The organism is Stenotrophomonas sp. GD04024, assembly GCF_029837545.1.
Taxonomy (GTDB): Bacteria; Pseudomonadota; Gammaproteobacteria; order Xanthomonadales; family Xanthomonadaceae; genus Stenotrophomonas; species Stenotrophomonas forensis.
Genome location: NZ_JAOEDV010000003.1, coordinates 108467 through 122372, shown reverse-complemented (window position 1 = coordinate 122372; position 13906 = coordinate 108467). Strand labels below are relative to the sequence as shown.

Annotated in this window: 12 protein-coding genes; 2 read left to right on the top strand and 10 right to left on the bottom strand. The window is 68.8% G+C overall.

Translation table 11 applies throughout. From position 1 onward, the window contains the following. Positions 1–40 precede the first annotated feature (40 nt). The 7 genes from N7590_RS01905 to N7590_RS01875 all read right to left on the bottom strand — a co-directional run bounded on the left by N7590_RS01905 (position 41) and on the right by N7590_RS01875 (position 6823). Entirely contained in the window at positions 41–1693 is a 1653-nt protein-coding gene (locus tag N7590_RS01905) for an MFS transporter (RefSeq protein WP_279935028.1), read from the bottom strand. Further along, positions 1687–2970 (bottom strand): alginate export family protein, encoded by a 1284-nt coding sequence (locus N7590_RS01900; RefSeq protein WP_164240397.1) that lies wholly within the window; start codon positions 2968–2970, stop codon positions 1687–1689. The genes N7590_RS01905 and N7590_RS01900 overlap by 7 nt, the downstream gene beginning before the upstream one ends. Further along, on the bottom strand, positions 2949–4796 hold the full coding sequence (locus N7590_RS01895) for an amidohydrolase (protein ID WP_204275088.1): 1848 nt from the start codon (positions 4794–4796) through the stop codon (positions 2949–2951). The genes N7590_RS01900 and N7590_RS01895 overlap by 22 nt, the downstream gene beginning before the upstream one ends. A 119-nt stretch (positions 4797–4915) precedes the next feature. Next, on the bottom strand, positions 4916–5341 hold the full coding sequence (locus N7590_RS01890) for a DoxX family protein (RefSeq protein WP_164240401.1): 426 nt from the start codon (positions 5339–5341) through the stop codon (positions 4916–4918). A 2-nt stretch (positions 5342–5343) separates the two neighbouring features. Further along, positions 5344–6000, bottom strand: coding sequence for a hydrolase (locus N7590_RS01885; protein WP_164086273.1), 657 nt, complete (start codon positions 5998–6000; stop codon positions 5344–5346). After that, the gene (locus tag N7590_RS01880) at positions 5997–6440 is read right to left on the bottom strand and encodes an AraC family transcriptional regulator (protein ID WP_164240403.1); all 444 of its coding nucleotides are present in this window, start codon (positions 6438–6440) and stop codon (positions 5997–5999) included. The genes N7590_RS01885 and N7590_RS01880 overlap by 4 nt, the downstream gene beginning before the upstream one ends. A 50-nt stretch (positions 6441–6490) precedes the next feature. Next, entirely contained in the window at positions 6491–6823 is a 333-nt protein-coding gene (locus tag N7590_RS01875; protein ID WP_164240405.1) for a hypothetical protein, read from the bottom strand. A gap of 96 nt (positions 6824–6919) precedes the next feature. On the opposite strand from N7590_RS01875, the gene N7590_RS01870 reads away from it, so the two are divergent. Together N7590_RS01870 and N7590_RS01865 are read left to right on the top strand one after the other, a co-directional pair. Continuing rightward, complete coding sequence (locus tag N7590_RS01870; protein ID WP_279935027.1) at positions 6920–9949, top strand: sensor histidine kinase; 3030 nt, start codon at positions 6920–6922, stop codon at positions 9947–9949. Next, positions 9942–10595 carry a response regulator transcription factor gene (locus N7590_RS01865; RefSeq protein ID WP_164240408.1) on the top strand — a complete coding sequence of 218 codons (654 nt, stop codon included), beginning with the start codon at positions 9942–9944 and terminating at the stop codon, positions 10593–10595. Before N7590_RS01870 ends, N7590_RS01865 begins: the two co-directional genes overlap by 8 nt. 55 nt (positions 10596–10650) lie before the next feature. On the opposite strand, the gene N7590_RS01860 is transcribed toward N7590_RS01865, so the two are convergent. The 3 genes from N7590_RS01860 to N7590_RS01850 form a co-directional block, all read right to left on the bottom strand. After that, a complete protein-coding gene (locus N7590_RS01860; protein WP_239544050.1) occupies positions 10651–11955 on the bottom strand; it encodes an acyl-CoA thioesterase/bile acid-CoA:amino acid N-acyltransferase family protein in 1305 nt (434 codons plus the stop codon). A 125-nt stretch (positions 11956–12080) separates the two neighbouring features. Further along, positions 12081–12803 (bottom strand): LytTR family DNA-binding domain-containing protein, encoded by a 723-nt coding sequence (locus N7590_RS01855; RefSeq protein WP_164240413.1) that lies wholly within the window; start codon positions 12801–12803, stop codon positions 12081–12083. Then, positions 12800–13855: a histidine kinase gene (locus N7590_RS01850; protein WP_239544053.1), complete on the bottom strand. Its 1056-nt coding sequence runs from the start codon at positions 13853–13855 to the stop codon at positions 12800–12802. Before N7590_RS01850 ends, N7590_RS01855 begins: the two co-directional genes overlap by 4 nt. Positions 13856–13906 lie beyond the last annotated feature (51 nt).

Here is a 13906-nt window from a genome sequence, read left to right as displayed (position 1 = left end):
GCACATGCAGCCGGCCAGCGGCCGGCTCCACCAGAGCAGGTCAGATGTCACTGTGGTGGTGCGGAACGCCGGCCTTGGGCAGCGGGTCATGGCCGCCCACGAAGTGACGTACCACTGGTGCCCGTTCGCCGCGATGCAGTTCGCGCAGCACCTCCTGGATCGCCTTGTCATCGGCGGTGATGCGTTCGTGCTGGCGCAGATGCTCCAGCCACGACGGGGTCACGAAATACTCCAGGTGGATGCCCGGCGTCGCCACATCCTCAACCACGCCCCAGACCACGGCGCCATCACGGCGACGGATCGTTCCCAGCGCGCGCATCTGCGCCTGGAATGCGCTGCGATCGGCATCGTCGATGCGGTATTCAATGGTCACCAGCACCGGGCCGCGATCATTGGATACCGGTACTGAGAGTTCCGGTGCCGGCCAGTGCCCGGCCGGACGCAGGTTCAGGTCTTCAGTACCGGCGATGCGCACGCGCCAGACCAGCAGTCCGCCGATCACCGCACCGGCAGCAGCCACCAGCAGGGCCAGCTCAGGCGAGGTGCGCTGCGCCAGCGCGCCCCAGCTCAGGCCGCCAGCGGCCATGCCGGCAGAGAACACCATGATGTACAGCGCCAGCGCGCGCGCACGTACCCACGCCGGTACCGCCGTCTGCGCGGCGATCTGCAGCGAAGAGAGCACGGTGATCCAGGCAAAGCCATTGACCAGCATCACCACGGGAAGCACGTACCAGCTGCGGGTCAGCGCCAGCCCGACCAGGCTCAACGCCAGCGACAGCGTGGCCAGCAGCACCAGCAGGTCGCGGTCCATCTGTGCGCGCAGCTTCGGCAACAGCAGCGCGCCGCCGACCGCACCGATGCCAATGCAGCCCAGCAGCATGCCGTACTGCCCCGCCCCACCCTGCATCTGCCCGCGCACCACCACCGGCAGCAAGGCGTTCATCGCCGCGGCGAAGAAGAAGAAGAAGCCGACCGACTTGATCAGCACTGCCTGCAGCCGCCCGGCGCGGCTGGCATAGCGCAGGCCTGCCTTCAGGCCGGCACCGAAGCCTTCCGGCGGCAGGCTGGACTGCTTCGGGTCGCGCTTCCAGCCCCACACCACGAACAGCATCGCGGCGAAGGTGATGGCGTTGAAACCGAAGGCCCAGACCGCACCGAGCTGGGCCACGATCACGCCGCCGATGGCCGGGCCGATCGAGCGCGCGATGTTGATGCCGATCGAGTTCAGCGCCACCGCCGAGGCCAGCATCGGCTGCGGCACCAGTTCGGACACGATCGCGGCCTGCGCCGGCATCGCCATCGCCGCGCCACACCCCATGCAGAAGGTCAGCAGCACCAGCAGCTGCGGGGTCAGCATGTCCATCGCGGTCAGCGCCGCCATCACCGCAGCCACCAGCAGCATCCAGCCCTGGGTGGCCAGCAGGTACCTGCGCCGGTCGACGATGTCGGCCAGGGTGCCGGCGGCCAGTGCCAGCAGCACGATCGGCACCGTGGTCGCCGACTGCACCAGCGCCACCATCAACGGTGAGCCGGTGCGCTCGGCCATCACCCAGGCGGCGGCCACATCATTGACCCAGGTGCCGATGTTGCTGGCCAGGATCGCCAGCCAGATCGAACGGAACATCCGGATCTTCAACGGCGACCAGGCCCCTGCGGCCGGTACGGAAGGTTGCGACGCGGTTGCGTTCACCATTGCCATGCTCCAACGATCGAGGCGAACAGCGTGTCCTGGCCCCCGGCCTGCTTCAGTGCAGGACCGGCATCGACCCAGGCCAGCTGCAGCTGCCATTGCCAGTGTTCGCTGGCCTGCCAGCGGGTTTCGGATTTGTACTGGTTGCCGATGCGGCGCGCACCACCGGCACTGCCTGGCAGCGCCGCCAGCGGTGCCGGCGTGGTGTAGACCGCATCGGCGCGCCGATGCTTCCAGGCCATCTGTACGCCCAGCTCCGTCGTCACTGCGTCGTGCAGGCGCAGGCTCAGCGTAGGCTGGATATCCATCAGGTTGGCCGGTGCCAGCAGGCTGGCCTCGCTGAAGTAGGCCGATTTCGGGAACAAGGCATTGAACGTTGCCAGCCGGCCATCGCGCAGACTACCGTCGCCGCTGGCGATGTCGGCCTTCAGGCCCAGCCGTGGCTGCAGCGGCAGGTCCGGCCAGCGCCAACCCGTATCAGTAGCCAGCGTCCAGGCGCGGATGTCGAGGTCACCCGTGACGGTCCGCAGCTCACCGCCCTGCACCACCAGTTCGTTGTTCCAGTCCAGTGCACCGGCCTGGCCGAACCAGCGCGCGCCGAGTGTCTGCCGACGTTCGGTACCGCTGCCTGCGGCGAAGCGCGCGCCGTCGCGGCGGTAGTCCAGCAGGTACAGATCCCACTGGCCCGCCGCCTGACCGCGCGCCGTCGTGGCGTACGCACCCCACAGGTGGGCACCGTGTTCGCCCCGATCATCGAAGGCACCGGTTCGATTCTCCACCGGCCGCAGCACCATCAGGTCCAGCATGCCAAGACGGCCTTTCCAGCCTGCACGTGCGCCGTCGAAGGCCAGGCGGATGTTCGGCCCATCGCGTACCGACAACAGCCGCGAACTGCCGTAGCCGGCCTCCTGCCGCCCCAGCTGCAGATGAAAGCCACCGTGCTGCCAGCGCCAGTACGCCTGCTGCACGTCCAACGCGCTGCGATCGGTACGGCCGGGGCCGCCGGCCTTGCCACTCTCGGCGTGCACACCCAGCTGCAGCTTCGCCTGCCAGGTGTCTTCCCCATAGGTGGCCGAGGCCAGCGCACGCAGCAGGCCGTAGCCATCCTCTGCGCCTCCGATGCCGAAGCGGGTCGGATCGTAGTACAGGCCACGCACGCGTAGCGACGCATCCCATTGCAGTTGGCCGTCGCCCGCATCGCTGCAGTGGCCGCCGTCGCAGGCCAGCGCCAGCGCCGGCATGGCCAGCAGCGCCAGGCTCAGAACGCGAAGCACGAGCATCCCATCGCGCCCCAGAACGCGGTCAGGTCATCGGTCGGCGCCACGTGCCGGGCGGCATGACCATGGGCGCCATGCGTACTGCAGGCCACACCGTGGTGATGGCGGTGGGCAGCGGCCAGGCCGGTCGCGGCTCCACCCACGTGGTAGCCGCCAAACCGGTTCACCGGCGACCAGTTGGGCATCGCCGGCGGCAGCTGCGGGGCCAGGCCGGCGTAGTCACCGTCGGCGTGCACGATGCGGCCACCGACCACGGTCAACACGCTGGTGATGTCGGCGATCTGCGCGTCATCGACGCGGAAGAAATCAGCCGACAGCAGGATGAAGTCGGCCAGCTGGCCAGCCTTAAGCGTGCCCTTCACCGCTTCGTCGCCCGAGAACCACGCGCTGCCCTGGGTCCACAGGCGCAGCGCCTGTTCGCGCTCCAACAGGTTCTCATCGCCGTACAGGGCCAGGCCGCCCACGGTGCGCCCGGTCACCAGCCAGGACAACGCCACCCACGGGTTGTAGCTGGCCACGCGGGTGGCATCGGTTCCGGCACCCACCGGCACGCCTTCGGCCAGCATCCGCTTCACCGGCGGCGTATGCCGCGCCGCCTGCACACCGTAGCGCTCGACGAAGGCCTCGCCCTGGTAGGCCATGCGGTGCTGCACGGCGATGCCGCCGCCGAGCGCGCGGATGCGTTCGATGTTGCGCGGAGTGATGGTCTCGGCATGGTCGATGAACCAGTGCAGGCCATCGAACGGCACCTCGCGGTTGACCTGCTCGTACACGTCCAGGATGCGGGTGATGCTCTCGTCGTAGGTGGCGTGGATGCGGAACGGCCAACGCTTCTCGACCAGCAGCTTCACCACAACGTGCAGTTCCGGTTCCAGCTCCGCCGGCAACTCCGGGCGTGGCTCGTTGAACAGCTCGAAGTCGGCAGCGGAGAACACCAGCATCTCGCCGGCCCCATTGTGGCGCAGCAGGTCATCGCCCTGGCGAGGCTGCAGCATCTCGCTCCAGCCGCGGAAGTCATCCACTTCCTTGCCCTTGTTCTGGGTGAACAGGTTGTAGGCGATGCGCACTGTCAGCTGGCCATCGCGGTGCAGCTGCTCGATGACCTGGTAGTCCTCCGGATAATTCTGGAAACCGCCTCCGGCGTCGATCACCGAGGTGATGCCCAGCCGGTTCAGCTCACGCATGAAGTGGCGGGTGGAATTGGCCTGGTACTCGATCGGCAGCCGGGGCCCCTTGGCCAGCGTTGCATACAGGATCAGCGCGTTGGGCTTGGCCAGCAGCAGTCCGGTCGGGTTGCCCAGCGAGTCGCGCACGATCTGCCCGCCCGGCGGGTCCGGCGTGTCTTTCGTGTAGCCACAGGCCCGAAGCGCAGCGCGGTTGAGCAGCGCGCGGTCGTACAGGTGCAGCAGGAATACCGGCGTATCCGGCGCGATGTCGTTGAGTTCCTGCAGGGTCGGCAGGCGCTTTTCGTTGAACTGCGCGGCAGTGAAGCCACCGACCACGCGTACCCATTGCGGCGCCGGGGTGCGATCAACCTGTGCCTTCAGCATCGCCATCGCATCGGCCAGCGAACGCAGGCCATCCCAGCGCAGTTCCAGGTTGTAGTTCAGGCCGCCGCGGATCAGATGCGTGTGGCTGTCGTTGAGGCCGGGCAACAGGCGCCGGCCCTGCGCATCGATCAGGGTCGCTTCGGTGCCCCAGTCGCGCATGATCTGCTCGTCACTGCCGACGGCAACGATGCGCCCCTCCTGCACGGCCAGCGCCTGTGCGTGTGGCTGCTGCGGGTCGAGGGTGGTGATGCGGGCATTGCGGATGACCAGCGTGCTCATGCGACGCTCCTTGGAAGTGGAATCGAATGCAGCTCCGGCGCGGCCAGCCAGGCCCAGCGCCATCGCGGCGCTGCCGCCCAGCACCACGTTGCGGCGGCCGTGGTCGAGTGGATCGTGACTCATGCGAGGTCTCCTGGAAGGCGCTGGCCATCCAGTGCCCAGGCGCCGGGCCCGGCCAGCGCGAGGGCCAGCAGTACCGTGGTCCACATCAACGGGTACTCGCCACCGCCGCGCATCCAGAACCAGCCCCTGGGCAAGGCCAACAGTACGGTGAAGCCGATGAAGGCAGCCGCCGCAAGCGCGGCGACCCGGGTCTGCCAGCCCAGCAGCACGGCCAGCCCGGACAGCACCTGCAGCAGGGCCAGCAACAGCGGCAGCGGTGCCACCGCTGGCAGGCCGAAGCCGCGCAGTTCAGTGGCAAAACCGGCCAGCCCGGGGCCTCCGAACCAGCCGAACAGCTTGCCCAGCGCGTGCGGCAGCAGGAAGCCTCCGGCTGCCACGCGCAGCATCAGCAGGGCCAGGTCGAGGCCATGGCCGGCCAGCATGCTCAGTGCCCGCCTTCCTGCGCGCCGAACATGCGCTTGGCGTACTGGATGCCGATGCCATAGCCGCCGGCGTGGTCGCGGGCGATGCCGGTGGTCAGCTCGTAGGTCTCGCCACGTGCCCAGTCGCGCTGCAGTTCAAGCAGGTACTGCACGCTGGTCATCGGCACCGCGCCGGCCTGCACCATGCGGGTGATCGCACGCTCGTGGGCCTCTTCGCTGACATCGCCACAGGCATCGGTGATCACGTACACCTCGAACCCCTGCGCCAGCGCTGACAGCGCCGGACCGACGATGCAGACGCTGGTCCACAGGCCGGCAAGCACCAGGCGGCGCTTGCCGATGCGATTGATCTCCGCGATCACCGCCTGATCTTCCCAGGTATTCATCGAGGTCCGGTCGAACACCGGCCGGCCCGGGAAGATCTCCGGCAGTTCCGGGAACATCGGGCCGGAGAACGACGTTTCGGCCACCGTGGTCAGCAGCACCGGTACGTTGAAGCCTTTGGCGCCCTTGCTGATCAGCGACACGTTGTTGCGCAGCGCCGAGATGTCGATGGTATGGGTGGCGAATGCCATCTGCGACTGGAAGTCGATCAGCACCAGCGCGTGATCGGTGGGCGACAACAGGGACGGGGCGGCAACAGCGGTGGCAAGGCTCATGGATGGACTCCGTTGGAAACATTTTCTGCGGGAAGCAACAGGGCCGCATCGCCGGCCAGGTACTGGCCTGGGCTGCAGCCGGTCTCGGCGCGGAAGCTGCGGACGAAATGGCTCTGGTCGAAAAAGCCCAGCTGCTGCGCCAGGGATGACATCGGCTGCTTCGCGTCCGGCAACAGCTGGCAGGCGCGCTGGATGCGGCGGCGGCGCACGTAGCGCAGCGGGCTCGCGCCCGTGCCGCTACGGAACAGGCGCACCAGATGGAAGCGACTGACACAGGCAGCCTCCGCCAGCTCGGTCACCCGCAGCGGCTGCGACAGGTGGTCATCGACATAGCGCAGGGCACGCTGCAACGCCGCCGTCTGGTGCGGGGCCAGCGATGCGGCGGGCGAAGCAGGCAGGGAGACGATGGCCATGGGGGACGCCGCAGAGGGGTGGCTCATGGTCGGTGCCACGCGCCGGAAGCCCTACCCCCGTCGGACGAAGCCGGCACCTACCCGAATGGGGGGGGCCGCCGCCCCAGCAGGCGACGGCCGAACAGCCGGGCATCCAGCGAATAGGCACCCGGCCCAAGCAGCAGCAGCGCCAGCGGCAGTGGCACCAGTGCCCACGGCTGGGCCAGCAGGTACAGGCCCAGCGTTGCCAACACCGCCGCCAGCGGGGTCAGCACGCCCAGCACCAGCATCGCGGCCACCAGCAGGCCGGGGATCGACCACTCACCGGCGTGCGGCGCCGGCATGCACAACGCAGCGGCCACGCACAGCCGCAGCCAGAGCAGGCCAAGGCCCGGTGCACGGTCGGGAAACATCACAAACAGGCGCTGCATGGCCGGGCTCCACGGAACATGCCGGGGTGATAGCCCAGCGCCGCGCCATGCGCCTACCCCGTTCGGGTCACCCTGGCCTGCCCCGTACCTGACAGAATGCCCGCCATGCATGGCCGCCCCTTCCCGTTCCAGCAGCGCCTGCCAGCGCTGCTGGCGTGCCTGCTGCTGTTGATCTCCCTGCAGGCGTTCGCCGTGCAGCGCCCTTTGCTGAGCAGCGGCCTGCCCGGCTACGAGCACACCGCCTGGCGGGTTGGCCAGGGCGCGCCCGGCGATATCTGGGACATCAGCCAGGACCGCGATGGCCTGTTGTGGCTGGCCACCGGCTCGGGCCTCTACCGCTTCGATGGCCGCCGCTTTGAACGCCAGCCGGCACCGGTCGGCAGCGCCTTTCCCTCCTCCAACATGGTCACGCTGGCGCACGGCAGCGATGGCGCACTCTGGATCGGCTACTTCCAGGCCGGCATCAGCCAGCTCGCGCGCGGCCAGCTGCACAACTACGGCCGCCGCCAGGGCGTTCCGGTCGGCGTGGTTCCGCAGTTCAGCCAGGGCCGCGACGGTCGGCTGTGGGCGGCCATCAATGGTGGCCTGCGCTGGTTCGACGGCCAGCGCTGGCAACCACTGCCGAGCGGGACCGGCGTGCCGGAGCATCGCGTGCAATGGGTGCTGCATGACAGCCGCGGCACCTTCTGGGTTCTGGCCGACCTGAAGGTCTGGATGCGCGCATCAGGCGATGCCGTATTCAAGGACACCGGCATCGCCGTATCGCAGATGGCGTCACTGGCGGAAAGCCCGCAGGGCGAAGTGTGGCTGGCCGACCGCGTGCGCGGCACCTCGCCGCTGGCCAACGCGCAGGGCCTGATGGCCGAGCACGAGCGCGAAGCACGGCGATTGCCGGATCTGGTCGCCGCGCGCCTGCAGTTCACCGCCGATGGTGCGCTGTGGGCCACGATGAGCCCACATGGCGGCGTGGCGCGGGTCACCTTCCAGGGCGACCATGCCGTGCGCATGGAGCGCTTCGATTCACCGCACGGGCTGACCGCCACGTCGGCCGTGCCGATCATCGTCGATCGCGAGGGCAACCTCTGGGTCGGCACCAATCTTGGCCTCAACCGCTTCCGCGCACGCAGCGTGCATACGCTCACCGCCGGCCCCAGCGACCCCTACCACTCACTGGTGCGGGCCAGCGATGGACGCGTGTATGGCTATGGCGAAGACCTCAAACTGTACGATCTGCGCCGGCCGTTGCTGGACGGCAACGCCGCGCAGCTGCAGACGGCCGCACGCCAGGCGCCCACGCCGGTCTGGCAGTTCGACTGGGTCAACCTGGCACGCACGGTGGCCGGCCACACCACCCTGATTCCACTGCCGGCACCATTCACCGGGCAACCGCTGCATGCCCTGCTGTTCGCCGACGACGAACAGGCCTGGGTCTGCAGTGGCGAACACGGCGTACTGCATTACCGGCATGGCCAATGGCGGCGCGAAACGCGCTTGCCCGAGCTGTCCTGTTCAACGCTTGCACTGGACCACGAGGGTCAGCTGCTGCTCGGCTATGCCGACGGCCGGCTGCGCCGCATGCGCAGCACGGGCATCGACACCTTCGATGCCACCCACGGGCTTGCCGTGGGGCCGGTGACCGCGCTGCTGCAGCATCAGGATCTGCTGCTGGTGGCCGGCGAAGCCGGCCTTGCCGCGCGCGTGGGAAATGGCCCATTCGTGCCCGTCCGCACTGACATGGCCGGTGTGCTCGAGGGCATCACCGGCATGGTCGCCGACGCACGTGGCCACTTGTGGCTCAATGGCAGCCGGGGCCTGGTACGGCTGCAGAGCAGCCAGCTGCGCCTCGCCCTGCGCACCGGAATACAGGTGACGCCGCGCCTGTTCGATGCGGTAGACGGCATGCCAGGCATTGCCCTGCAGAGCGGGCCGATCGCCACCGCCGCGCTGGCCGATGACGGACTGCTGTGGCTGGCCACCAACCAGGGCCTGGCCTGGCTGGATACCACGCGCTCGCACGTCAACATGATGGCGCCCAGCGTGCGCATCGGCGAGGTGCTGTACGGCAGTGCACACCAGCCCCTGCGTGACGGCCTGCGCCTGCCGGCAGGCACCAGCCAGCTGCAGATCGACTACGTGGCGCTGTCGCTGGCACGCCCGGAGCGCAACCGCTACCGCTATCGCCTGTCCGGCGTCGACGACGGCTGGCAGGACGCCGGCAGCAGTACCCGTGCGTACTACACCAACCTGGAACCGGGCAATTACCGCTTCGAGGTGGAAGCTGCCAACGAAGACGGCATCTGGAGCACCACGCCGGCCAGCCGCAGCTTCCGCATCGCGCCTACGTTCATGCAGACGGTGTGGTTCAAGCTGTTGTGCGCAGCGGCGATACTGGCACTGCTGGTGATGGCCGTACGCATCCGCAGTGGCCAGCTGGCGGCATTGTTCCGTGCCCGTCTGCAGGAGCGCCACGGTGAACGCGAACGCATCGCCCGCGACCTGCATGACACCCTGCTGCAGGGCAGCCAGGGCCTGATCCTGCGCCTGCATGCGATCAGCCAGTCCGCGCAGACCCCGGCGCCGGTGCGCAGCCAGCTGGAGTCGGCGATGCAGCTGGCCGAGCGCAACCTGGCCGAAGGCCGCGAGCGGGTCAACGCATTGCGTGATGGCCCGTTCGCCGATCGCGACCTTGCGTCGGCGCTGGCCGATGTGCACGCCGAGTACGCCGGCCAGGGCACCAACCCGCTGCGCCTGACCGTGGAGGGGGCAGCGCCACTGCTTCAGGCCGACGCCGCTGAAGAGGTCTTCCTGATCGGGCGCGAGGCGATCCGCAATGCGCTGCGTCACGCCGACGCCAGTGCCATCGAGGTGGAGCTGTCCTACGGCACGCGTTGCTTCCTGCTGCACGTGCGCGATGATGGCGTGGGTATCGCCGACGAGAACGCCGGCCACGGCCACTGGGGCCTGCAGGGCATGCGCGAGCGGGCGCAGCGTCTGGGTGCCGAGCTGCAGCTGTGGACGCGCCCCGGACTGGGTACCGAAATTGCGCTGGCGGTCCCCGCGCGGCGCCTGTATCACCGACTTCCATCGCGTTGGCGCTGGCCCTGGAGCACACCGAAGCATGACTGAAATCCCTGCCCCGATCCGCGTCCTGGTGGTCGATGACCACCCCCTGCTGCGCGACGGCCTGGCAGCGCTGCTGGGCGCGCAGGCCGACCTGCAGCTGCTTGGCGAAGCCGCCGACGGCGAAGAGGCCATCGCGTGCTACCAGCGGTTGCACCCGGACGTGGTGCTGATGGATCTGCAGATGCCACGCCTGGATGGCGTTGAAGCGATCGTGCGGATCCGCGCGCTCGACCCGCGCGCGCGGATCATCGTGCTGACCACCTACCGCGGCGATGTGCGTGCGGTGCGCGCACTGCAGGCCGGTGCCAGTGCCTACCTGCTGAAGGACATGCTGCGCCATGAACTGGTCGACACCATCCGCATGGTGGCCGGTGGCCGGCGCGCACCGATCCCACCGGCGGTGGCTGCCAGCATCGCCGCGCACGTGGTGGAAGACCGGTTGTCACCCCGTGAAACCGAGGTGCTGCGGCACGTGGCGGCGGGCCTGTCGAACAAGCGCATCGGCGAACGCATGCAGATTTCCGAGCAGACGGTGAAGGCGCACATGAAGAGCCTGATGGACAAGCTTGGCGTGGGTGATCGCACGCATGCGGTCACCCAGGCGCTGCGGCGCGGCATCATCAGCCTGGATGACAGCGGGCTGGATTGACGCCAGGGTCCCACGCTCAATAGATCCACGCCATGCATGGATGAATCCCGGCCGGCTACAGGGCCTCCGCCAGGAACGCCAGCACCGCCGGCCCCACCTCACGATCAGCGCGTGCGTGTCCTTCAGGCGTTCCACCTACCTGCAGATACGGCCCCACATCATGGCGGTGGGTGGTCGGTTGCAGCAGCGGCGTGATCAGGTGCCCTGCATCCGCGTAGTACAGGAAGCGATCGCGATCACCGCGCCCTGCCGCAGCGAGCCTGCGCTGTGCCACCGCCATCATCACGCCGGAATCGCCGAGCCGATCATCACCTCCGCCGATCCACAGCGTGCGCGCGGCCATCGTCTCGATGGGCAGCAGCGCGGCCTGCAACGCGGGCTCCCATTGCGGCCCTGGGGCTCCCCAATCAATGTCTTTGCGATACGGCAGCCACGGCAGCGGCCTGCCCTTCCAGCTCAACGGCGAACGGTCGACCGCGCGGAAGTCGGCGGGCGCCACATCACGCGCGATGCCGCGGAAAGGAGCCGGGCTGCCCACCCAGGACACCGCAACGCGCAGCTCGGGCAGATGTACTGCGGTGGCCATGGTCACGATGCCGCCCCATGAGCCCCCCATCAGCCCCACCCGTTGCGGGTTGACCCGCGGGTGCAGCTGCAGCCAGCGCGCTGCATCGCGCACGGTCTCCAGCGGAACCTCGATCAGGTCCTTGGGCACCCCTGGCCCGCGGTACCAGGCCACCGACAGCGCGACATAGCCGTTGCTGGCCAGCCACGCAGCATAGGTGTCGCCGCCCTCGAATCCACCTTCCGCGCCGCCCAATGTCACCAGCGCAGGGGCCCTGGCCTCGGCCTGCAGGCCGGCTGGCAGATACAGGTGCGCTTCGCGCCCGTCCATTTCGACCCGTTGCACCTGGACGCTCGGCAGCATCAGGTGGCGTCGCAGGGTTCTGCGCGCAACCACCGATCCTGCCCGCTCCACCTCCAGCTCGAAGTGCTGCGGCTGGAATCCCAGGCCATCGTCGGAGCGCTGCCACTGCAAAGGAAGGGCGTTGGGCGTCCCCTCCTGCGGCTGCATCGACCAGATCAGCCCGCTTGCGTCGACGCCCCGGTAGCTGCCCTGCTCCGATCCAGTGCGGGAGATGTCGACACGTCCCTGCAGATCCGCACGCAGGGCAGCATGTGATTGCCAGCGCTGGCCCCGGCGGTCGCGCATCGACAAGCGCAGCTGGATCACTTCGGCCGCTGCCAGGCCCTCGACCGTGATGGCAGGAACGCGATCGGCGCGCCCGGGATGATCATCAACGTGCACCGTTACCCCCGCCAGCGCGGGCAGCGCCAGCGCACCCAACAGAATCCCCAAGCCCCAACGCATTCTCGTGTCCTACCCTGATCTGGAATGCAGCAGGGTGCACCGGCCGCGCTCCGGAGGCGGGATGCTTCAGCGGAACTGGCACCAACCGTGCCGCCGCTGGCACCGGCCGTGGGTCAGGACCGTGCGGCCAGCGCCTCCTCCAGCGCCGGCCGGTAGCTGCGGCTGACCGGCACCTGCACGCCTTCGGCCAGTTCAAGCAGCGCATCGCCGTTGTGCCGCTCGATCAGGGACCGCACCCGCAGCGGGTTCACCAGCACCGAACGATGCACGCGCAGCAGTTCCCCATCTCCCAGCCGCTCGGCCAACCGTGCCAGCGGTTCACGCAGCAGATGCAGCTGCTGCCCCACATGCACGCAGGCATAGTGACCGGCCATGTCGATGTAGTCGATCTGCGCCAGCGGCACATAGCGGACGCCGCCGGCGTCGGGTACTGCCAGCACCCGCGTACTGCCGCCCGCGGCCGGGGCGAGGCCGGCCAAGCGCCGCACCCGTTCGATCGCCTCCTGCAGCCGCGGTGCCGCCACCGGCTTGAGCAGGTAGTCGGCCACGCCCAGTTCAAAGGCACGCAGCGCGTGGTGAGGCAGCGCGGTCACGAAAATAGTGTGCGCCGCCAGCGCCGGCTGCTGCAGTGGCAACGCCCATCCGTGGCCGTCGGGCAGGGCCAGGTCCAGCAGCAGCAGGTCGAAACGTCGCCCCTGCAGATGATCGCGCGCCTGCGCCAGCGTTGCCGCTTCCGCATCGACCCTGACCTGCGGCATCCCCGCCAGCAACCGGCGCAGGCGATCACGCGCCAGCGCTACGTCATCCACCAGCAACACACTCAGCGGTCGCGTCACGTGGCCACCCGCGGCAGGATCAGCCGCGCGCGGTAACCACCGCCCTCGCTGCCAGCGCGCAAGCGCCCCCCGATCATCGCCAACCGCCGCTTCAATGCCGCCTGGCCGGTGCCCAGGCCATCGCCGCTGCTGGGTCGCACGCAGGCATTGAACAGCGACACCTCGAGCAGCCCCCCGTCCACCTCCGCACGCAGCTCGATCCACAGCGGTTCATCACCCGGCTGCCAGCCGCTATGCAGTACCGCGTTCTCGATCAACGGCTGCAGCAGCAGGCCCGGCACCCGCCACGCCAGCGCCTGGGCGCTGGCATGCAGGCGAAGATGCAGTGCCTCGTCGCGCAGCAGTGACTGCAGGGCGACGTAGTCCTGCGCGGCCCCCAGCTCGTCGGCCAGCGCACGCTGCGCCGGGCACTGCAGCGTGTCCCGCAGCAGCGATGACAGCTGCGCCAGCGCCGCGTCCGCCAGATGCGGCCTCTGCAACGCCAATCCGCCGATGGCATTGAGTGCATTGAACAGGAAATGGTGCTGAAGGTGCTGCCGCAGGGCGACTTCACGGGCCTGCTGCAACGCCTCCGTCTGCGCCTTCAGCCGCTGCGCTCCGGCCAGGCCATGGCCGACGCCTGCCACCGCAATGAAGGTCGGCAGTGCGAACAGCGCCGTGATGCCGATCGCTCGCATCGCCTGCGGCAGTGCCGGCCATGGCTGTTCCTGCCACAGCTGCAGCAGCAGGTGGCCCAAGGTCCATCCAATGGCCGTCAGCAGCGGGATCAGCAGCAGGCCCAGCAACAACCACCCGACCAGATGGCTGCGCGCGGACAATGGCCAGCGCCGGCACGCGGCCCACAGCGGTGGCGTTGCCAGCATCCAGGGCAGTTCGGCGCCAAGGATGAACAACGTCGCCGGCACCAGGCCACCAGGCTGTCGAGTCAGGTGCACTGCCGGCACAGCGGTGGCAATCAACAGCGCCCACAACGCCAGCATCACCCAATGCGGGCGCGGCAACGAAAGCGGTGCAACCGGCGCAGGCGGCAGCAGGGTGGGCGAAGCAGGCATGCAGGGATTCGAACGGAAAACGGGCACCATGCTAGATGCCCGCATCGAATC